Here is a 24,046-nt window from a genome sequence, read left to right as displayed (position 1 = left end):
CTCCCCACCCGCCGGCAGTAACCGAACTGGAGCTGATCTACGTGAACGTCGACGACCGGCAGCTGCTGGCGGCCTGGAACGACACCACCACCGACGTCCCGGAAGCGGGCCGCACGCTCGCCCGGCTGCTCGCCGAGCAGGCGGCCCGCACCCCGGACGCGACGGCAGTGGTGTTCGAAGGCGAGTCCCTGACCTACCGCGAACTCCACCGGAAGGCCAGCGGGCTCGCGCACCTCCTGATCGAGCGGGGCGTGGGCCCCGGCGTCCTCACCGGCGTCTGCGCCGACCGATCCCTCGAGCTCGTGATCGCCCTCCTGGGGGTGCTCAAGGCCGGCGGCGCCTACGTCCCGCTCGACCCGGACTACCCGGCCGACCGGCTGGCCTACATGGTCGCCGACAGCGCCGCGCCGGTCGTCCTCACCCAGACCCACCACAGAACCCTCTTCGACGCCGAGACGATCTGCCTCGACACCCTCGACCTCACCTCGACCACCGAGCCGGAACCAACGACGTCCACGAAGGACCTCGCCTACGCCATCTACACCTCCGGCTCGACCGGCCGTCCCAAGGGCGTGCTGGTGCCGCACGAAGGCATCGTCAACCGGCTCGCGTGGACGCAGGCCGAGTACCGTCTCGACGAGACCGACCGCGTGCTGCAGAAGACGCCGTCCAGTTTCGACGTCTCCGTCTGGGAGTTCTTCTGGCCGCTGCTGACCGGCGCCACGCTCGTCGTCGCGCGCCCCGGCAGCCACCGCGACCCCGCCTACCTGGCCGAGCTGATCCGCGCCGAGCGGATCACGACCGTCCACTTCGTCCCGTCGATGCTGCAGGCGTTCCTGCTCGACCCGGCCGCCGCGACCTGCACCGGCCTGCGCCGCGTGCTGTGCAGCGGTGAGGCGTTGCCCGCCGAGCTGCAGGCGCGGTTCTTCGAGACACTGCCCGGCGTCGAACTGCACAACCTCTACGGCCCGACCGAAGCCTCCGTCGACGTCACGTACTGGGCGTGCGACCCGGCACAGCGGACCGTCCCCATCGGACGTCCGGTGTGGAACACCCGCACGTACGTCCTTGACGCCGAGCTAAAGCCGGTTGCGCCCGGCGTGGCGGGGGAGCTCTACCTCGCCGGGATCCAGCTGGCCCGCGGCTACCACGGCCGGCCGGGCCTGACGTCCGAGCGGTTCGTGGCCAGCCCGTTCGAGCCGGGGGAGCGGATGTACCGCACCGGCGACCTCGCGCGCTGGTCCGAGGACGGCGCGCTGCACTACCTCGGCCGCACCGACCACCAGGTGAAGATCCGCGGCCTGCGCGTCGAGCTGGGCGAGATCGAGGCGGTTCTCGACCGCCAGCCCGGCGTCGCCGGCTCGTGCGTGCTGGCCCGCGAAGACCGCGTGGGCGACCAGCGCCTGGTGGGTTACGTCGTCCCGGACGGCACCCCTGACGTCGAAGCCCTGCGTGCGGCCCTCGCCGAGAACCTGCCGGAGTACATGGTCCCGGCCGCGTTCGTCGTCCTGGACGAGCTGCCGCTGACCCCGAGCGGCAAGCTCGACCGCAAGGCCCTCCCGGCGCCGGACTGGTCCGCGGCCCGCGCCGGCCGCGCCCCGCGCACCCCGCGCGAGGCGGCGCTGTGCGAGCTGTTCTCCGAAATCCTCGGCGTCGACGGCGTCGGCATCGACGACGGCTTCCTCGCCCTGGGCGGCCACTCGCTCCTGGCGGCCAAGCTCGTCTCCCGCATCCGCGCGACGCTCGGCGTCGAAGCCGCCATCGGTGACGTCTTCCGCGCGCCGACCCCGGCCGGCCTGGCCGGACTCCTCGACGACGCCCCGGAAGCGCGTCCCGCCCTGACCCCGCGTCCCCGCCCCGAGCCGATGCCGCTGTCGTTCGCGCAGCGCCGGCTGTGGTTCCTCGACCAGGCCGACACCCGGAACGCGAGCTACCACGTCCCGCAGGCTGTCCGTCTGATCGGCCCGATCGACGCCGATGCGCTGCGGAGCGCCGTCGAGGACGTCGTCGCCCGGCACGAGAGCCTCCGCACGATCTTCACCCGCGACGGCGACGAGCCGGTGCAGCACATCCTGCCTACCGGTGAACTCCCGTGGGTCACCAGGGAGTCCACTGAGGACACTCTCGCCGCCGACCTGACCGCGGCTACCGAAGCCGACTTCGACCTTGCCCGGGAACTGCCGATCCGCGCCACGCTCTTCACCTTGCCCGGCGACACCGCGGTGCTGCTGCTGGTCGTGCACCACATCGCGAGTGACGGCTGGTCCTTCGCCCCGCTCCTGCGCGACGTCTCGACCGCCTACGCGGCCCGGCTCGAAGACGACGCTCCGAAGTGGACTCCGCTCCCGGTCCAGTACGCGGACTACACACTGTGGCAACAGGAACTGCCCGTCGAGCGCGACCTCGCCTACTGGCGTGCCGCCCTGGCCGGGCTCCCCGAAGAACTGCCGCTGCCCACGGACCGGCCGCGTCCGGCGATCGCGAGCCACCGCGGCGGCGTCGTCCCGATGGACGTGCCCGCCGACGTCCACCGCCGCCTCGCCGCCCTCGCCACGGCCGAGGGCGCGACGTTGTTCATGGTCCTGCAGGCCGCCTTCGCCGCCCTGCTCACCCGCCTCGGCGCCGGCGACGACGTTCCGGTCGGTTCACCGGTCGCCGGGCGCACCGACGCCGCCCTCGACGACCTCGTCGGGTTCTTCGTCAACACCGTCGTCCTGCGCACGGCGACCGGCGGCGACCCGACGTTCCGCGAGCTCCTCGACCGGGCCCGCGCGACCTGCCTGGCCGCGTTCGAGCACTCCGAGGTGCCGTTCGAGCGCGTCGTCGAGGAGCTGAACCCGGCCCGCTCGCTCGGCCGGCACCCGCTGTTCCAGGTGCTCCTGGTACTGCAGAACAACCTCGCCGCCGAGCTGGACCTCCCGGGCGTCCGCGCCGACAGCGAGCGCGTCGACATCGGCTACGCGAAGTTCGACCTGGCCGCGATCTTCGAGGAGCGCGACGGCGAGCTGACCGGCCTGCTGGAGTACGCGAGCGACCTGTTCGACCGCGACACGGCCGCCACGCTGGCCGGCCGCCTGCTGCGCGTCCTGGCCGCCGTCGCCGAGAACCCGGACACGCGGATCGGCGACCTCGATCTCCTCGACGCGGCCGAGCGGACCCAGGCCGAGACGGGCGGGATGCCCGCCCCCGCCGGGCCGGCCGTCCCCCTGCACGAGCTGATCGAGAGCCACGCCCGCCGCACCCCGGACCGCACCGCGCTGCTGTTCGAGGACGAGGTCGTCACCTACGCCGAGCTGAACGCCCGCGCGAACGGCGTCGCCGGGCTCCTGACCGGCGTCGAGCCCGGGCGCATCATCGCGATCTGTCTCGACCGCGGCCCGGACCTGGTCGCCGCCATCCTCGGCGTGCTCAAGGCCGGCTGCGGCTACACGCTGCTGGACCCGTCGTTCCCCGCCGAGCGGCGGCAGCTGCTGGCCGAGCAGGTCGGCACGCCGGTCGTGCTCGACGACCTGTCCCTGGTGGACGCCACGGCGACCCCGCCGAACCGGGTGGTGCCGCCCGCCGGCCCCGCCTGCGTCATGTTCACCTCCGGTTCCACCGGCACGCCGAAGGGTGTCGTCGCCTCGCACGAAGCCGTCGTGACGACGATCCTCGGCCAGGGCTACTCGGGCGACGTCTGGCTGCAGACCGCCCCGGTCTCCTGGGATGCCTTCGCGTTCGAGCTGTTCGGCGCGCTGCTCACCGGCGCGACCTGTGTCCTGCAGCCGGGCCCGAAGCCCGAGCCCGCGCTCATCGCCGATCTGGCCGAGCGCCACGGCGTCACGACGATGTTCGCGTCGGCCAGCCTGCTGAACTTCCTCCTCGACGAGTACCCCGCCGTGTTCGAGCAGGTCAGCCACGTCTACACCGGCGGTGAAGTCGCGTCGGTCGCGCACCTGACGAAGGCACTCGAGAACTTCCCGGAAGTGACGTTCACCAACGGCTACGGCCCGGTCGAGAACATGATCTTCATCAGCTCGCACCGCGTCACGCCGGCCGACCTGGGTGCGCCCATCCCGATCGGCGTGCCGCTCACCGGCAAGCGCGCGTACGTCCTGGACGAGCGCCTCCGGCCGGTCGCGCCCGGCGTCGTCGGCGAGCTGTACGCCGCGGGCGGCGGCATCGCGGACGGCTACGTCGGCCGCCCCGGCCTGACCGCCGAGCGGTTCGTGGCCAGTCCGTTCGAGGCGGGGGAGCGGATGTACCGCACCGGCGACCTGGTGCGCCGCCGCGCCGACGGCGTGCTGGAGTACGCCGGCCGCGCCGACGACCAGGTCAAGATCCGCGGGTTCCGCGTCGAGCCGGGCGAGATCCGGACCGCGCTGGGCACCCACCCGGCGGTCACCGAGTCGGCCGTCGTCGTCCGCGAGGACCGGCCCGGTCAGAAGCTCCTGGTCGCCTACGTCGTGGGCGAGCCGGCCGACTTCCGGGCGTACCTCGCCGAACGGCTGCCGGAGCACCTGGTGCCGAGTGCGTTCGTCCTGCTCGACGCGCTGCCGCTGACCCCCAACGGCAAGCTGGACCGCCGGGCCCTGCCCGCTCCAGAGCGCACGGCCGCCAGCCGGGCGCCGCGCACCCCGCGTGAGGAAGTCCTCTGTGGACTCTTCGCCGACGTGCTCGGGGTCGAGGCGGTCGGCGTCGACGACGGGTTCTTCGCCCTCGGCGGGCACTCGCTGCTCGCCGCCCGGCTCGTCGCCCGCGTCGGCGCCGTGCTCGGGGTCCGGATCGGGGTCGCGGACGTCTTCCGCGCCCCGACCGTCGCCGGGCTGGCCGCGGTGCTCGACACCGCGCGGGCCGCCCGCCCGGCCGTCGTGGCCCGGCCCCGGCCGGACCTCCTGCCGCTGTCGTCGGCGCAACGCAGCCTGTGGTTCGTCGAGCAGCTCGACCAGGCCGGTGCCACCTACAACGTCCCGCGTGCCCTGCGGCTGACCGGCGCTCTCGACGTCGCGGCGCTGCGGGAGGCGTTCGCCGACGTCGTCGAGCGCCACGAGGCGCTGCGGACGGTGTTCCCGGACACCGACGGCCTGCCCCGCCAGGAGATCCGCCCGCTCACCGAGCTGCCGTGGACCGAAGCCGCGGTGGACGTCGCCGAGTTCGCCGCCCGCGAGTTCGACCTGGCCACCGACCTCCCGATCCGCGCCGCGCTGGTCCGCCGGGCCGCCGACGACCACGTCCTGGTGCTCGTCACCCACCACATCGCCGCCGACGGCTGGTCCTTCGGCCCGCTCCTGCGCGACCTGTCGGCCGCCTACACCGCCCGCGCTGTCGGCGACGCTCCGAAGTGGACACCGCTGCCGGTGCAGTACGCGGACTACGCGCTGTGGCAACAAGACTCGACCGACGACTCCCTGGACTACTGGGCCGACACCCTCGCCGGGCTGCCCGACGAGATCTCCCTGCCCTTCGACCACCCGCGCCCGCCGGTCGCGAGCCACCGGGGCGCGACCCTCCCGGTCACCCTCGACGCCGATCTGCACGCCCGGCTCCTGCGCCTCGCCCGCGGCGAGCACGCGACCCTGTTCATGGTGCTGCAGGCCGGGTTCGCGGCCCTGCTGTCCCGGGTCGGCGCCGGGGACGACATCGCCGTCGGCACCCCGTCGGCGGGCCGGCCGGACGCCGCGCTCGACGACCTCGTCGGCTACTTCGTCACGACCCTGGTGCTGCGCACGGACCTCAGCGGCGACCCGAGCTTCACCGAGCTCGTGCGCCGGGTCCGGGAGCGCTCGCTCGCGGCGTTCGACCACGCCGACGTCCCGTTCGAGCGGGTCGTCGAGCGGCTGAACCCGGCCCGCTCGACCGCGCGGCACCCGCTGTTCCAGGTGATGCTGGCCCTGCAGAACAACGTCGCGGCGAACCTGGCCCTGCCCGGCCTGGCCGCGGCGGACGTGCCGGTGGCCACCGCGACGGCGAAGTTCGACCTCACCCTCAACCTGGAGGAGACCACCGGCACCGACGGCACGCCGGCCGGGATCGGCGGGTACCTGGAGTACGCGACCGACCTCCTGGACGAAGGTACCGCGGCCGACCTCGCCGACCGGTTCGTCCGGCTGCTCACCACCGCCGTCACGACGCCCGATGTTGCTCTGTCCACAGTGGACCTGCTGTCGGCCGCCGAGCGGACGGCCATCGAGACCGCCAACACCGAGACGGCCCGACCACTGCCGGACACGTCGGTGATCGAACTGTTCGAGACCCAGGCCGCGGCCACGCCGGACGCGCCCGCGCTGGAGTTCGGCGCCACGACGCTCACCTACGCCGAGCTCAACGCACGCGCCAACCAGCTCGCCCGCCGCCTGGCCGAGCGCGGCGCCGGGCCCGAGCGGTACGTCGCCCTCGCCCTGCCCCGCGACGAGCACCTGGTCGTCGCCCTGCTCGCCGTGCTCAAGACCGGCGCCGGCTACCTCGCCCTCGACCTGGACTACCCGGCCGACCGCATCGCGATGATGCTGGAGGACGCCGACCCGGCCCTGGTGCTCACCCCCGACGACCTCGTCTTCGAGGGTTCGGCCGAAAACCTGGAGCACACCGCGTCCCCGGACAACCCCGCGTATGTGATCTTCACGTCCGGGTCGACCGGCCGCCCCAAGGGTGTCGTCGTCCCGCGCCGGCCGCTGCTGAACTTCCTGCTCGACATGGTCGGCCGGTTCGGCATCGCCCCCGGCGACCGGCTCCTGGCGGTCACGACCGTCGGGTTCGACATCGCCGGCCTGGAGATCTTCGCGCCGCTGCTGGCCGGGGCGACCGTCGTCCTCGCGAGCCGCGACGCCGTGCGCGACACCCGCGCCCTGGCCGCGCTCGCCGAGGACGGCGTCACGTTCCTGCAGGCCACGCCGAGTCTCTTCCACGCACTGCTGGTCGAACCCGTCGACCTCTCGAGTGTGCACGTCCTCGTCGGCGGCGAGGCCCTGCCGGACGACCTGGCCGTCGCGCTGCGGGCACGGGCCGCGTCGGTGACCAACATGTACGGCCCCACCGAGACGACGATCTGGTCGACCACCGCCCGCGTCGGCGAGGGCGCGCCGACCATCGGCACGCCGATCGCGAACACGCAGGTCCACGTGCTGGACCGCGCCCTGCGGCCGGTGCCGCCGGGTGTGCCGGGCGAGCTGTACCTCGCCGGGGACGGCGTCGTGCGCGGCTACCTCGGCCGCCCGGACCTGACCGCGGACCGGTTCGTCGCGTCGCCTCATCTGCCGGGGGAGCGGATGTACCGCACCGGCGACCTGGTCGCCCGCCGCCGGGACGGCGAAATCCGCTTCCTCGGCCGCGTCGACCACCAGGTCAAGATCCGCGGCTTCCGCATCGAGCTGGGCGAGATCGAGACCGTGCTGGCCGCGCACCCGGCGGTCGCACTGCGCGCGGTCGTCGTCCGCGAGGACCGGCCCGGTGACAAGCGCCTGGTCGCCTACGTCGTGCCCGCCTCGCCGGTCGAGGTCGAGGAGCTGCGCCGGCACCTGGCCGCCGCGCTGCCCGGGTACATGGTGCCGTCGGCGTTCGTGCTGCTCGGCGAGCTGCCCCGGACGCCGAACGGCAAGCTCGACCGCCAGGCCCTGCCGGCGCCGGCGGTCGAAAGCGGCGCCGGCCGCCTCCCTCGGACGACCCGAGAGCACGCGCTGTGCGAGCTGTTCGCCGAGGTCCTCGGCGTGCCCGAGGTCGGCGTCGACGACGGGTTCTTCGACCTGGGCGGCCACTCGCTGCTGGCCACCCGGCTCGCCGGGCGGATCCGCGCGGTGCTGGGCCTCGACGTCACCGTGCGGGCGCTGTTCGCGAACCCGACCGTGGCCGGGTTGTGTGAGAGCCTGGGTGACGCCGTCGCGGCTCGCCCGGCGATCACCCGGCGCGAGCGGCCGGAGCGGCTGCCGCTGGCGCCCGGCCAGGAACGCCTGTGGTTCCTGGCGCGGATGGACCGCGACGACACGGCGTACCACATGCCGATCGCCCTGCGGTTGCGCGGCAACGTCGACGTACCCGCGCTGGGGGCGGCACTGTCCGATGTGGCCGGTCGCCACGAAGCTCTGCGCACGTACTACGCCGAGGACGAGTCCGGGCCGTACCAGGTGGTCCTGGACGAGTTCGTGGTGCCGTTCGAGGTCGGCACCGGCTCGGTCGCCGAGGCCGCGCGGACGCCGTTCGACCTGGCCGCCGCGCCGCCGGTGCGGTCGTGGCTGTTCACCGAGGGCGACGAGCACGTCCTCCTCGTGCTGACCCACCACATCGCCGGGGACGGCTGGTCGATCCCGGTCCTGCTGCGCGACCTCGCCGACGCCTACGCGGCCCGGCTCGACGGCGACGCTCCGGAGTGGACACCGCTGCCCGTGCAATACGCGGACTACACGCTGTGGCACCGAGAACTCGACACCGACCTCGCCTACTGGACGGACGCGCTCGCCGGCCTGCCCGAGGAACTGGCGCTGCCCTACGACCGCGTCCGGCCCGCCACCGCGGACCACACCGGCGGGTCGGCCGCCGTCGCGATCCCGGCCGAGCTGCACGCGCGGCTCCTGGAGCTGGCGGCCGGGCAGCGGGCGACCCTGTTCATGGTCTTGCAGGCCGCTCTCGCGACGCTGCTGGCGCGGTTCGGCGCGGGGGACGACGTCCCCATCGGCACCCCGGTCGCCGGCCGGCCCGACCCGGTCCTCGACGACCTCGTCGGGTTCTTCGTCAACACCCTCGTCCTGCGCACCGACGTCAGCGGCGCGCCGACGTTCACCGAGCTGCTGGACCGCGTCCGGGAAGCCGACCTGAGCGCCTTCGAGCACGACGACGTCCCGTTCGAGCGACTGGTGGAGGAGCTGAACCCGGCGCGCTCGGCGGCCCGGCACCCGCTGTTCCAGGTGATGCTCGTGCTGCAGCAGGACAGTGCCACGCCCGCACTGTCCGGAGTGGACACCGAGCCGTACGAGGTGGCCCGGGCGGTCGCCAAGTTCGACCTCACCGCGGCGCTCGAGGAGCACGGCACCGGCGGCGGGATCACCGGTGCCTTCGAGTACGCCACCGCGCTGTTCGACGCCGCCACGGCCGAGCGCCTGGCGACGGCGTTCGTGCGGTTGCTGGGGCAGATCGCCGACGCACCCGCGAAGCCGGTGACGGCGTACGACGTGCTCACCACCGACGAACGCGACCTCGTGCTGACCGCGGGCAACGCCGTCCGGGTGAGCGCCGCCCCCGAGGACTGCCTGCACACGATCGTCGAACGCCAGGACCCCGAGGCCGTCGCGATCCTGTTCGAGGGCGAGCCGCTGACCTACGGCGAGCTGAACGCCCGCGCCAACCAGGTCGCCCACCACCTCCTGGACGACGGCGTCCGGCGCGGCGAGGTCGTGGGGGTCCTGCTGGACCGCGGCTTCGACTTCGCCGCCGCGGTGCTCGGCGTGCTCAAGTCCGGGGCCGCCTACACCCTGCTGGACCCGAGCTACCCGCCCGAGCGGCTGGCCGCCGTCACCGACCAGGCCGGCGTGAAGCGAGTGCTGACGGCCGTGCCGGACCACCCGGACACGACGAACCCGGACGTCGAGCTGACCCCGGCCGACCTGGCCTGCGTCATGTTCACCTCCGGCTCCACCGGCGTGCCCAAGGGCGTCGCCACCTCGCACCGCGGCGTCGTCGCGACCATGGGCCAGGACTACGCCACCTTCGACGCGGACCAGGTGTGGCTCCAGTGCGCCCCGGTGTCGTGGGACGGCTTCGCGCTGCAGCTGTTCGGCGCGCTGCTCTACGGCGGCCGGACGGTCCTGCAGCCCGGCCAGAACCCCGAGCCGGACCGCATCGCCGCACTGGTCGTCGAGCACGGCGTCACCGTCCTGCACGCTTCGGCGAGCCTGTTCAACTACCTCCTGGATCAGGAACCACAGGTCTTCACGGTCTTGCGCCGCGCCATGACCGGCGGCGAGCCGGCGTCCGTCGAGCACGTCACGAAGGCGCTGCGCGAGTACCCGGACGTCCAGCTGATCAACGGCTACGGCCCGGCCGAGAGCATGGGTTACACGACGTTCCACCCGATCACCGAAGCCGACCTCGGCGGTGTCGCCATCCCGATCGGCCGGCCGGTGGCGAGCAAGCGCGCCTACGTCCTCGACGCGCACCTCGCTCTGGTCGCGCCCGGTGTCACGGGCGAGCTGTACCTCGCGGGCCACGGCCTGGCCGACGGCTACCGCGGTCTCCCCGGCGCGACCGCCGAGCGGTTCGTGGCGTCGCCTCATCTGCCGGGGGAGCGGATGTACCGCACCGGCGACCTGGTCCGGTGGCGCGCCGACGGCGTCCTCGAGTACGTCGGCCGCGCCGACGACCAGGTCAAGGTCCGCGGCTTCCGCGTCGAACCCGGCGAAGTCCGGGCGGTGCTGGCCCGCCACGACGGGGTCGGGCAGGCCGCGGTCGTCGTCCGCGACGGGCGGCTGATCGGGTACGTCGTCGGCTCGGCCGAACCCGCCGCACTGCGGGCGTACCTGGCCGACCGGCTGCCCGACTACCTGGTGCCGTCGGCGATCGTGCCGCTGACCGAGCTGCCCCGGACCGCGAACGGCAAGCTGGACCGCCGCGCGCTGCCCGCGCCGGACTTCGCGGCAGGTTCGCGACGACGGCCCCGGACGGTGACCGAGAACGTCCTCTGTGGACTTTTTGCCGAGGTCCTCGGGCTGCCCGAGGTCGGCCTGGACGACGGCTTCTTCGAGCTGGGCGGACATTCGCTGCTGGCCGCGCGGCTGATCGGCCGCGTCCGCTCCGTGCTCGGGGTCGAGCTGGGCAACCGCGACCTGTTCCGCACCCCGGCCGTCGCCGGGCTCGCCGAGATCCTCGGCGACGCGGCCCCGGCCCGTCCGCCGGTGACCCGCCGCGAGCGGCCCGAGCGGCTGCCGCTGTCGTTCGCGCAGCAGCGACTGTGGTTCGTCGACCAGGCCGAGGAGGCCAACGCCGGCTACGACGTCCCGCGGGCGCTGCGCCTGCGCGGCTCCCTCGACGTGCCCGCGCTGCGAGCGGCGCTGGCCGACGTCGTCGAGCGGCACGAGTCGCTGCGCACGGTGTTCCCCTCGGATGAAGGCGAGCCGTGGCAGGAGATCCTGACCGCTTTCGAGGTGCCGTGGACGCTCGCCGAGTCCACTGAGGACTCCTTGCCGGACGTTCTCGCGGAGGCCGCGGCGCACGTGTTCGACCTGCGGTCCGAGCTGCCGATCCGGGCGCACCTCGTCGAGGTCGCCGCCGACGACCACGTGCTGCTGCTGGTGCTGCACCACATCGCGTCCGACGGCTGGTCGGCCGCGCCGCTGTGGCGCGACCTGGCCGCCGCCTACGCCGCCCGCCTCGACGGCGAGGCTCCGGGCTGGGCGCCGTTGCCGGTGCAGTACGCGGACTACACGCTGTGGCAGCGCGAAGTCCTCGGCGAACCGGAGGTCGCCGGCCAGCTCGCGTTCTGGCGCGACACCCTCGCCGGCGCGCCCGAGGAGCTGGTGCTGCCCGCCGACCGGGTCCGCCCGGCCGTCGCGAGCCACCGCGGTGGCTCGGTGGAGTTCGCGCTCGGCGCGGACGTCCACGCGGCCCTGGCCGGCCTGGCCCGGGGCAGCGGCGGGACGCTGTTCATGGCGCTGCAGGCCGGGTTCGCGGCTTTGCTGGCGCGGCTCGGCGCGGGCGACGACGTCCCGCTGGGCACCGCCGTCGCCGGCCGCGGCGACACCGCGCTCGACGATCTCGCCGGCTTCTTCGTCAACACCCTGGTCCTGCGCACCGACGTCTCCGGGCGGCCGACTTTCCGGCAGCTCCTCGAACGCGTCCGCGACGCCGGGCTGGCCGCGCTGGCGCACGCCGACGTCCCGTTCGAGCGGGTCGTCGAGGAGCTGAACCCGGCGCGCTCGGCCGCGCGGCACCCGCTGTTCCAGGTGATGCTGGTGCTGCAGAACAACGCCACCGCGCGGCTGAGCCTGCCCGGCCTGGCCATCGAGGGCGTCACGGTCCGGCGCGACGTCGCCAAGTTCGACCTGACCGCGGGCATCGAGGAGAACCACGCCGCTGACGGCACCCCGGCCGGGCTGACCGGTCAGCTGGAGTACGCGGCCGACCTGTTCGACGCGGCCACGGCTTCCTCGATCGCCGAGCGGTTCGCGCGGTTCCTCACCGCCGCCGTCGCCACCCCGGACGTCCCGGTCACCGACCTCGACCTGCTCACGGCGGAAGAACGCGCGGCACTGCGGGCTCAGGGCACGACCGAGGTCACCGCCCCGGCGATGCGGCTGCACGAGCTGGTCGAACGGCAGGCGCAGTGGGCTCCCGACGCGACCGCGCTGGTCTTCGAGGGCACTTCGCTCACCTATCGGCAGCTCGACGTCGAGGCCAACCGGCTCGCCCGGCACCTGGTCGCCGAGGGTGTCCGCCGGGGCGACCTGGTCGGTGTCCACATCGGACGATCGCCGCGGCTGGCCGTCGCACTGCTCGCCGTGCTCAAGGCCGGCGCCGCCTACACCGTGCTGGACACGGACTTCCCAGCCGAACGCCTCCTCGGCGCGCTGCGGCGGACGTCGGCAGCGGTTGTCCTCACCGACGGGCGCGAGCTGCCCTGGCGCCGGATCGACGTCGTCGCCGACGCGGCCGCGATCGCCGTCCGCGACGGCGGCGTCCTCGGCCTGAGCGGCAGCCCGGACGACCTCGCCGTGGTCATGTTCACCTCCGGCTCCACCGGCGTCCCGAAGGCGGTCGCCGCACCGCACCGCGCGGTCGTCGGCACGCTGACCGGCCAGGACTACGCCGGGTTCGGCCCGGACGACGTCTGGCTGCAGTGCGCGCCGGTGTCGTGGGACGCGTTCGGCACGCAGCTGCTCGGCCCGCTGCTGGGCGGCGGCACCGTCGTGCTGCAGCCCGGCCAGCGGCCCGAGCCGGCGCTGATCGAGGACCTGGTCGTGACGCACGGCGTCACGGTCTTGGACGTCTCGGCGAGCTTGTTCAACTTCCTGGTCGACGAGCACCCGGCGGTGTTCGCGACGGTCCGCCGCGCGATGACCGGCGGCGAGGCGGCGTCGCCCGCGCACCTGGCGAAGGTGCTGCGGTCGTACCCGCACGTCGCGGTGGTCAACGGGTACGGCCCGGCCGAGACCATGGGCTTCAGCACGTTCCACCCGGTCACGGCGGTCGACGGCCCGGTGCCGATCGGGCGGCCGGTCACCGGCAAGCACGCGTACGTCCTCGACGCCCTCATGCAGCCGGTGCCCGCCGGCGTGGTCGGCGAGCTGTACCTGGCCGGCGTCGGCACGGCGCACGGCTACCTCGGGCAGCCCGGGGCGACCGCCGGGCGGTTCGTCGCGTCGCCGTTCGCGGCGGGGGAGCGGATGTACCGCACCGGCGACCTCGCGCGGTGGAACGCTTCCGGTGTCCTCGAGTACGCCGGCCGCGCCGACGACCAGGTGAAGATCCGCGGCTTCCGCGTCGAGCCGGGCGAGGTGCAGGCCGTGCTCGCCGGGCACGACGGCGTCACGCAGGCCGCGGTCGTGGTCCGGGACGGGCTGCTGGTGGCGTACGTCGTCGGGACCGCCGACCCCGCGGTGCTGGCCGATCACGCGGCCGCGCGGCTGCCGGAGTACCTGGTGCCGTCGGTGATCGTGCCCCTCGAAGAGCTGCCCCGGACGGCGAACGGCAAGCTGGACCGGGCCGCGTTGCCCGCGCCGCAGCGGGTCGTCGCCGGGCACGTCGAGCCGCGCACCCCGGTGGAGACCGCGCTCGCCGCGATCTGGGCCGACGTCCTCGGGGTTCCCGCACCGGGCGTGGCGGACAACTTCTTCGCGCTGGGCGGCCACTCGCTGCTGGCCGCGAAGGTGACCGGCCGGATGCGCACCGAGTTCGGCGTCCGGCTGGGAGTGCGGGCGCTGTTCGAGGCCCCGACGATCGCGGCGCTGGCCCGGCTCGTGCCGGACGCGTCGACCGCCGACTTCGAGCCGATCCCGGTCCGCGAAGCCGGGGCCCGCACGCCGCTTTCGCCGGTGCAGCGCGGACTTTGGTTCGCCGAGCGGCTCGCCCCGGGCTCGCCGGAGTACCTGGTCCCGCTGGCGCTGCGGATCGGCGGCGACCTCGACGTGGAGGCCCTGGCCGGCGCGCTGTCGGCGGTGGCGGCCCGGCACGAGGTGCTGCGCAGCCGTTTCGTGGAGGTGGACGGCGAACCGGTCCAGGTGGTCGACCCGGTGCGCCCGGTGCCGCTCCCGGCCACCGAGGTGACCGACGTCGAGGCCTTCGTCCGCTCCCAAGTGGACACTCCGCTCGACCTCGAGCACGGTCCCGTCTTCCGCGCCGCGCTGGCCCGCGTGTCGGAGCGCGACCACGTCCTGGTGCTGCTCCTGCACCACATCGTCGCCGATGGGTGGTCCATGGGCGTCCTGGCGCAGGAGCTGCGTGACCACTACGCCGGGATCCGGCCCGCCGCGCTGCCGGTGCAGTTCGGCGACGTCGCCGCGTGGCAGGCCAACGCCTCCGACGAGGCCGGGCTCGCCTTCTGGCGCCACGCCCTCGACGGCATGCCGCACGTCGTCGAGCTGCCCGCGGATCGCCCGCGTCCCCTGACGAGGGACATCGCCGGGGCCAAGACCCCGGTGCACGTGCCCGCGACGACAGTCGGCAAGCTGGCCGCTCTGGGTGCCGAGCACGGCGCGAGCCTCTTCATGACCGTGCTCGCGGCCTTCGAAGTGCTGATCGGCCGGTACACCGCCCTGCGGGACTTCGCCGTCGGCACCCCGGTGTCCGGCCGCGCCCACCCGCAGACCGAGCCGCTGGTCGGGCACTTCGTCAACACCGTGCCGCTGCGCGCGGACCTGACCGGCGACCCGGCGTTCACGGACCTCCTGCGCCGGGTCCGCGCGAGCACCCTGGCCGCGTTCGACCACGACGACGTCCCGTTCGACCGGATCGTCGAGCTCCTGCGCCCGCAGCGCGACCTCACCCGCACGCCGCTGGTGCAGATCGTGTTCGCCCTGCAGAACAACGACGCGGCCGGCTGGGCGCTGCCAGGCCTGACCGTCGAGAAGCTCGCCGTCGACACCCGGGTCAGCAAGTTCGACCTCGAACTCGCCCTCGCCCAGGACACGGACGGTGCCCTGACCGGCATCTTCGAGTACCCGACCGCGCTGTTCGACCGCACGACGATCGAGCGCCTCGCCGGCCACTTCACGACACTGCTCGAGAGGATCGCCGACGCGCCCGGGACCCCGGTCGGTGAGCTGGACCTGCTGAGCGAAACCGAGCGTGCCCACCTCGTCCACGGCGTCAACGACACCCAGGTCGCCTACGACGAGAGCGTCTGCCTGCACCACCTCATCTCCGGGCAAGCAGCGAAAACCCCGCACGCGACCGCCGTCGAATACGAAGACGACCACATCGACTACGCCGAGCTGGACCGTCGTGCCGGAGTCCTCGCCGCGCGGCTGGCCGGACACGGTGTCGGCCCGGACGTCCCGGTCGGGCTGCGGATGGACCGCTCGATCGACCTGATCGTCGGCCTGGTCGCGATCCTCAAGGCCGGCGGCGCGTTCGTCCCGATCGAGACCGACGCGCCCGAACCCCGGGTCCTCGGCATCCTCGGCGACGCGAACTCGCCTGTCTGCCTGGTCAACGCGGGCGCTTCAACGCCGGAAAGCAGCGACGTCACCTTCCTCGAAGTGTCCGATCTGGACGGTGAAGTGCCCTGTCCGACCGATACGACGCACCCCGACAACCTGGTGTCCATCTACTACACCTCCGGCTCCACCGGCAAGCCGAAGGGTGTCGCGAGCACCCACCGCGGCTGGGTCAACCGCCTGCGCTGGCACCAGGACACCTACCGGCTCCAGCCGGGCGAGGCCGTCCTGCAGAAGACAACCCTCGTCTTCGACGACGCCGCCGTCGAATGCCTGTGGCCGCTCATCGTCGGCGGCCGGGTCGCGCTGATCCCGCCGGGCCTGCACCGCGACCCGGCCGCGATCCTGGCCGGGGCGATCCGGCACCGGGTCGTCAACCTGCAGTTCGTGCCGAGCATGCTGACGCTGTTCCTGGAGCAGCTGACGCCGGCCGACCGGGCCGCGCTCAAGCCGCTGCGCAACGTCATCACCAGCGGCGAGGCCCTGCAGCCGGAACTGCTGAAGCTGTTCTTCGACCGCTTGGGCGAAACCGCCACGCTGCACAACCAGTGGGGCGCCACCGAAGTGTCGATCGACTCGACCATGCGCGAGTGCCTCCGCTCCGACCTCGACGGCGCGGGTTCGGTCAGCGTCGGCTCGCCGATCGCCAACAACCAGATCCACGTCCTCGACGAGCACCTCCGGCCGGTCCCGGTCGGCGTCCCCGGTGACCTGTTCATCGGCGGCGTCGGCCTCGCGCGGGGCTACCTCGGCGACCCGGGCAAGACGGCGACGGCGTTCCTGCCCAGCCCCTTCGACCCCGGCGAGCGGCTCTACCGCACCGGCGACCGCGGCCTGCGCACCCCCGACGGCGCGCTGACCTTCCTCGGCCGCCAGGACTCGCAGGTCAAGATCCGCGGCATCCGCGTCGAGCCCGGCGAGGTCGAGCAGGTGCTCCTGGAACTGCCGGGTGTCCGCGAAGCGGCCGTGACGGTGTGGCAGCCGTCGCCGGGGGACAAGCGCCTCGCCGGGTACGTCACCGCGCAGGCCGGCGTGACGCTCACCGAGTCCGAGGTTCGCGAGCAACTGCGCGAACGCCTGCCCGTCTACCTCGTGCCGACGGCGCTCAGCGTGCTGCCGGAGTTCCCGACCACGACCAGCGGCAAGATCGACCGCAAGGCGCTGCCCGCGCCTGCCGCCGCGGGAGCCGAGTACCGCGCTCCGGAAGGCCGGGTCGCGGAGCTGGTCGCCGAAGTGCTGCAAAACGTCCTCGGCGTCGAGCGAGTGGGTGCGGACGACAACTTCTTCGACCTCGGCGGGCACTCCCTGCTGGGCGTGCGGGTGGTCGCCGAGCTGCGCAAACGGCTCTCCGCGGACATCCCGATCCGGCTCATCTTCGACTCGCCGACGGTCGCGGAACTCGCCGACGCCGTCGCCCGCGCCACCAAGCGGGAGTTCGAGGCCATCCCGAAGCGGCCCGGCGGCCCCGCGCCGCTGGCCGGGGTGCAGGTCGGCATGTGGCTGGCCGACCGGATGGCGCCGTCCAGCGCGGAGTACCTGGTGCCGAACGCGGTCCGCCTCCGCGGGCCCCTCGACGTCGACGCCCTCGCGGCGGCGTTGACCAAGCTCGTCGAGCGGCACGAAATCCTGCGGACCCGGTTCGTCGAGATCGACGGCGAGCCGAGGCAGGTCGTCGACCCGGCCGGGCCGGTCCCGCTGCCCGTCACCGAGATCGAGGAGATCACCCCGTTCCTGGAGGTGCGGGGCATCGACCTCGCGACCGGGCCGGTGTTCGCCGCGGCGCTCGGACGGCTGGCCGAGCACGACCACGTCCTGGTCCTCTCGGCGCACCACATCGTCCTCGACGGCTGGTCCGAAGGCCTCCTCGCCGAGGAGCTGCGCGACCTCTACGCCGGCGTCGGCTTGCCGCCGTTGCCGGTCCAGTACGCCGACGTCGCGACCTGGTCCCAGCCCACCGAAGCGGACGTCGAGTTCTGGCGGACGCAGCTCGCCGGGGTGCCGCAGTTCGTGCAGCTGCCGGCCGACCGGCCACGGCCGCCGATACGCGACCCGCGTGGCGCGCGGTACGGGTTCAGCGTCCCGGCGGAGCTGGCGAACCGGCTCGGCGAGCTGGGTGCCGAGGCGCGGGCCAGCCTGTTCATGACGCTGCTCGCCGGGTTCCAGGTGCTCGTCTCCCGCCACACCGGGCTGCGCGAGTTCGCGGTCGGCAGCCCGGTCGCCGGCCGGGACCACCCGGACACCGAGCGGCTGATCGGCCAGTTCGTCAACACCCTCGCCCTGCGGGCCGACCTGACCGGCTCGCCCGGCTTCACCGAGCTGCTGGAGCGCGTCCGCGAGACGGCGCTGAACTCCTTCAGCCACCAGGAAGTCCCGTTCGACCGGGTCGTCGCCGAGCTGCGGCCCGACCGCGACCCGAGCCGCAACCCCTTGGTGCAGCTGATGTTCGCGCTGCAGACGGTGTCCGAAGGCGGCTGGGAGCTCGGCGAGCTGGACTGCGAGCCGCTGGGCGTCGAGACCGGCGCGGCCAAGTTCGACCTCGCCATGGTGCTGCGCGAGCAGCCCTCCGGCGCGGTCGACGGCGTCCTCGAATACCCGGTCGCGCTGTTCGACGAAGACACGGTCGCCGGGTTCGCCGAGCGGTATATCCGGCTCCTGGCCGGGTTCGCTGCCGAACCGCAGCGTCCCGTGGACCGCGTGCCGATGCTGGACGCGGCCGAGCTCACCCCGCTCGGCGACCACGCTCCCGGCGGGACGTTCGCCGAGTTGATCGAGGCCCAGGTGCGGCGCGATCCCGATGCCCCGGCCGTGCTCGCCGGACCGGACTCGCTCACCTACGCCGAGCTGGACAAGGCGGCCAACCGCGTGGCTCGCATCCTGCGGAGCCGCGGGGCGGGACCGGAGAAGGTGGTCGCGCTGCTGCTGCCGCGCTCGGCGGACCTGGTCGTCGCGCAGCTGGCGGTCGTCAAGACCGGGGCGGCCTTCCTCCCGATCGACCCGGGCTACCCGGAGGAGCGCATCCGCTACATGCTCGACGACGCCAACCCGGTGGTCACGCTCAGGGAACTCCCAGTGTCCACAATGGATGACGGTCCGCTGGACGTCGAAGTCGAGGCGGAGAACGCGGCGTACGTGATCTACACGTCGGGCTCCACGGGACGGCCGAAGGGGGTCGTCGTCAGCCACGCCGGCCTCGGCACGCTGGTGGCGAACACCATCGAGGCCTACCAGGTCGGCCCGGGCGACCGCGTGCTGCAGTACGTGTCGCCGAGCTTCGACGCGTCGATCCTCGAACTGTGCGCGTCGCTGATGACGGGCGCCGCGCTGGTCGTCACCCCGCCGGGGCCGCTGCTCGGCGACCAGCTGCGGGACGTCCTCGCGGAAGGGCGCGTGACGCACGCGCTGATCCCGCCCGCGGCCCTGGCCACCGTCGAAGATCCGGACCTGCCGGACTTCCGGACGGTCGTGGTCGGCGGCGACGTCTGCCCGCCGGAACTGGTCGCGAAGTGGGCGCCGGGGCGCCGGATGCTCAACATGTACGGCCCGACCGAAGCCACGGTCGTGTCCACCGTCTCGCCACCCCTGGTGGTGGGCGAGGCGGTCACCATCGGCCGTGCGCTGCGGCACACGCAGGCCTACGTCCTGGACGACCGGCTCCAGCCGGTGCCGCCGGGCGTGGCGGGGGAGCTGTACGTCGCGAGCCCGGGCCTGGCCCGCGGCTACCTCGGCCGTCCCGGACTGACGGCCACCCGGTTCGTGGCGAATCCGGCGGGCGGGCGGATGTACCGCACCGGCGACCTCGTCCGCCGGACCCGCGCCGGGGACCTGGAGTTCCTGGGGCGGACCGACGACCAGGTCAAGATCCGCGGCTTCCGCATCGAACTCGGCGAAGTCGAGTCCGCGCTGCGGGCGCACCCGGCACTCACCGCGGCGGTCGTGCTCGCCAAGCCCGACCCGGCCGGGCAGAAACGCCTGGTGGCCTACGCCGCCGGCGACGTCACGGCCGCGGACCTGCGGGCGTTCCTCGGGCAGCGCCTGCCGGAGCACCTGGTGCCGAGCGCGTTCGTGGTGCTCGACGCGCTGCCCGTCAACGCCAGCGGCAAGATCGACCGCGCCGCGCTGCCGGAACCGGCCGAAGAGACGGCGGACTACGTCGCCCCGCGCAGCCCCGAGGAGCAGCTGATCGCCGACATCTGGGCCGAGGTCCTGGGCGTGCCCCGCGTCGGCCTCGGCGACGACTTCTTCGCACTGGGCGGGCACTCCGTGCTCGCCGCCAAGGTCCGCATGCGGCTGCAGGCCGCGTTCGGCGTGGACCTGCCCCTGCCCGTGCTCTTCCAGACCACCACGGTCGCCGCGCTCGCCGCCGTGGTCCACACCGAGATCGAGGCCGAGCTCGCCGGCATGTCCGAGCAGGAGCTCCTCGACTCCCTCACCGAGGAGGCCAGCGCATGACCACGTTCGACATCCGCCCGGAGGCCCCGGACGTGCCCACCGAGGCCGAGCGCGCCGCGCGGCTGCGGGCCGCGGTGCTCGCGAAGCGGCTGCGCGGCCGGGCCACCGCACCGGTCCGCACCTTCGGCCGCGCCGACCGCGACGCCCCGCTCCCGCTCTCGGCCGGCCAGCAGCGCCTGTGGTTCCTCGACCGGCTCGACCCGGACAGCGCCGAGTACGCGGTCCCGCTCCTGCTCCGCCTGGAGGGCACGCTCGACATCGCCGCACTCCAGCGCGCCCTCGACGCCCTGGTGGCGCGGCACGAGATCCTGCGCACCACCTACGTCGCGGAGGACAACAAGCCGCGCCAGGTGATCGGCGCCCCGGGTCCGGTCGAGCTGCCGGTGGTCGAAGGCGACCTGGAGGTGGTGTTGGCGGAGTACGTGAGCCGGCCGTTCGACCTCGCCGCCGGGCCGGTGTTCCGGGCCATGCTGGTCCGCGAGGCGCCGCAGCGGCACGTGCTCGCGCTCAACGTCCACCACATCGCCTGCGACGGCTGGTCCCTGCCGATCCTCCTCGACGACCTGCGCAAGCTCTACACCGGCGCCGAACTCCCGCCGATCGCACTGTCCTATGCGGACTTCGCGGCCTGGGAACAGTCCCGGGTGGACGCCCACGACGCGGCTCTCGCGTACTGGAAGGACCGGCTCGCCGGGCTCGAGACCCTGGAGCTGCCCGCCGACCGGCCGCGTCCGGCCCAGCGCGACCCGCACGGCGCCTCGGTCCGGTTCACGATCCCCGCGCCGGCCGCTTCCGCGGTGCTCGACCAGGGCAAAGCGGTCGGGGCGACCCCGTTCGTGACGCTCCTCGCCGCGGCCTACGTCGTGCTGGGCCGGCACACCGGCCGCGACGACATCGCCGTCGGCACCCCGGTCGCCGGCCGCTCGCGGGCGGAACTGGAGCACATGGTCGGGTTCTTCGTGAACACCGTCGTCGCCCGCGGCGACCTCTCCGGCGACCCGGACTTCGCGACCCTCGCCGACCGCGTCAAGGTGGCCCGGCTCGCCGACCAGGCCCACGAAGACCTGCCCTTCGAACGCCTCGTCCAGGAACTCGCCCCGGAGCGCGACCTCGCGCACACCCCGGTGGTCCAGGTGATGTTCGCGGTCTACGACTCTTCGTCGGGGGAAGCCTCCCTGGGAGATCTGGCCGTCTCGCCGGTGGACCTGCCTTCGAGCACGGCGAAGTTCGACCTGATGATCTCCTTCGTCCGCCAGGCCGACGGGTCCGTGGAAGGCGTCCTCGAGTACGCGACCGCGCTCTTCGACCAGGCCCGGATGGACCGCATGGGCGAGCACTTCGTCCGGCTCTTCACCGAGCTGGCCGCCAGGCCCGGCGTCCGGCTGTCCGAAGTGGACGTCCTCGGCGCGGACGAGCGGAAGCTGCTGCTCGAGACCTGGAACGCCACCGCCGAGCCCTACCTGCGCGGCACCCTGCACGGCCGGATCACCGAACAGGCCGCGTCCGACCCGGCCGCGATCGCCGTCCGCTGCGGCGGCGCCGAGCTGACCTACGCCGACCTCGAAGCCCGCGCGACCCGGCTGGCCCAGCGGCTGCGGGCCCATGGTGTCGGCGTCGAGACCCCGGTCGGCGTGCTGTGCGAACGCGGCCCGCTGCTGCTGCCGGTCCTGCTGGCCATCCTCAAGACGGGCGGCCACTACATCCCGCTGGACCCGGCGTATCCGCAGGACCGCAAGGAGTACATGCTCCGCCAGGCCGGCGCCCGCGTGCTCGTCACCACGCGCCGGTACGCGAACGAGAACCTCGGCGGCGTCGTGGTTTTCGCCGACGAACCGGTCGCCGACGACCCCGTGCCGTGGCAGGACCCGGTCGTCGACCCCGAGAACCTCGCCTACGTCATCTACACCTCCGGCTCGACCGGCCGGCCCAAGGGCGTGATGATCAGCCACCGCGGCGTGCTCCACTACCTCGACTGGTGCCGCCAGGCCTACCGCGCCGACGAGGGCGACGGCGCCCCGGTGCACTCGTCGCTCGCCTTCGACCTCACCGTCACCGGGTTGTTCCTGCCGCTGCTGTGCGGCACGACCGTGACGCTGGTCCCCGAAGACGAGCACCCGGTCGCCGGGCTGGCGGACGTGCTTTCGAGCGGCCGCAAGTTCAGCTTCGTCAAGCTCACCCCGGCCCACCTGGAGCCGCTGCGCCGGTGCCTCGAGCCCGAGGCGGCGGGCGCGGCCGCGCACCTGGTCGTCGGCGGCGAGCAGCTCACCGCCGAAGCCCTCGAGTTCTGGCGCGAGCACGCCCCGGACGTCGTCGTGGCCAACGAGTACGGCCACACCGAGACGTCGGTGGCCAACGTGATCAACCTGCTGCCGGCGGCCGAGTGCGTGACCACGCCGATCTCCGTCGGCCGGCCGATCTGGAACACCGAGGTCTACCTCCTGGACGAGCACCTGAGGCCGGTCCCGGCCGGCGTCACCGGCGAGCTGTACGCGGGTGGCGCGGGAGTCGCGCGCGGCTTCGCGGGCAGCCCGGGCCTGACCGCCGCGAAGTACGTCCCGAATCCCTTCGGTCCGGGAAGGCTCTACCGCAGCGGCGACCTCGCCCGCTACCTGCCGGACGGGCGGCTGGAGTTCGTCGGCCGCACCGACCACCAGGTCAAGGTGCGCGGCTACCGCATCGAGCTGGGCGAGATCGAGGCCGCGCTCGTCGGCGGCCCCGGCGTCACCGAAGCGGTCGCCGTAGTCCGCGACGGCGCCCTCGCCGGGTACGTCGCACCGTCTACTGTGGACGCCGAAGCACTGCGGGCGCACCTGTCCGGGCGGCTGCCGGAGTACATGGTCCCGTCGACGCTGACCACTTTGGACACCCTGCCGTTGACCTCGAACGGCAAGGTCGACCGTGTCGCGCTGCCCGCCCCGGACGCCACCCCGGTCGCGACGTCCGGCGTCCTCCCGCGTGACGAGCTGGAGATGGCGCTGGCCAAGCTGTGGGAGGACCTGCTCGGCCGCCGCGTCGGCGTCACCGACGGCTTCTTCGACGTCGGCGGGCACTCCCTGCTGGCGGTCGTGCTGGTCGACCGGATCAAGGCCGAGCTGGGCGCGACCGTCGGGCTCGCCGAGGTCTTCCGCGCGCCGACGATCCGGGCGCTGGCCGACCACCTCCGCGCCGGTGGGAGCGGCGGGGGACTGGTCGTGCCGCTCTCACCGGGCCGCGCGGGGGTCGTGCCGCTGTTCCTGCTGCCGCCGACCGCCGGGAGCCCGTTCCCGTACCTGCAGCTGGTGGCCGAACTCGACCCGGCGCTGCCGGTGTTCGGCCTGCAGGCGCCCGGGTTCGCGCCCGGCGAGGACCCGGTGCACACCATCGAAGAGCTGGCCGCGGCGTTCGTCGCCGACCTGCTGCCGGTCGCCGGGGACCGCCCGATCCGGCTGGCCGGCTGGTCGCAGGGCGGGTCCGTGGCCTTCGAAATGGCCGCCCAGCTGGAAAAAGCGGGCCGCGCGGTCGAGCACCTGTGCGTCATCGACGCGACCGTCCTCGGCGTCGACGACTACGGCAACCCGCTCCCGGAGGTCGACACCAGCGACCCCCTGGCGTGGTTCGGCGAAGCCGTGCTGAAGCTGTCACCGGGTACCGACACCTTGGACGAGATGCTCGCCGAGGCCCGCGACCGCGGCATGGTCTCCGAAGTCGCGGGCAACGCCGTCGTCGAGCAGATGGCCCGCGTCTACCTCGCCGGCAAGGACGCCGTCGAGGCCTACCGCTGCCGCGCCGTCGTCGACACCGGCATCCACCTCATCACCTCCACCGGCACCCACCCGGTGAAGGGCCGCCCGGAGGTGCGGCCGGAGAGCTGGCGCGCCCGCACGCGCGGCGAGCTCACGGTGACACCGGTGCCGGGACACCACTGGGACATGGTCGAACCGCCGCACGTGGCGGAGCTGGCCCGGGCCGTGCTGGCCGGGCTCGCCGTGACCGCCGACGAGTGA

The 24,046-nt window shown here is 73.6% G+C and carries 2 protein-coding genes; both read left to right on the top strand.

What is annotated here, in order from left to right; translation table 11 throughout:
- Positions 1-26: 26 nt before the first annotated feature.
- Positions 27-20,063 carry a non-ribosomal peptide synthase/polyketide synthase gene (locus tag AB0M83_RS30655; RefSeq protein ID WP_364522067.1) on the top strand — a complete coding sequence of 6,679 codons (20,037 nt, stop codon included), beginning with the start codon at positions 27-29 and terminating at the stop codon, positions 20,061-20,063.
- Positions 20,060-24,046, top strand: coding sequence for an amino acid adenylation domain-containing protein (locus AB0M83_RS30650; RefSeq protein WP_364522051.1), 3,987 nt, complete (start codon positions 20,060-20,062; stop codon positions 24,044-24,046). Before AB0M83_RS30655 ends, AB0M83_RS30650 begins: the two co-directional genes overlap by 4 nt.

This window comes from Amycolatopsis sp. NPDC051106, assembly GCF_040682775.1.
Lineage (GTDB): Bacteria > Actinomycetota > Actinomycetes > Mycobacteriales > Pseudonocardiaceae > Amycolatopsis.
This window is presented reverse-complemented; position numbering and strand designations above follow the sequence as displayed.

What these genes read in the sequence shown, in the direction of transcription:
- AB0M83_RS30650 (WP_364522051.1), top strand. Translation starts at nt 20,060, where the DNA reads ATGACCACGTTCGACATCCGCCCGGAGGCCCCGGACGTGCCCACCGAG.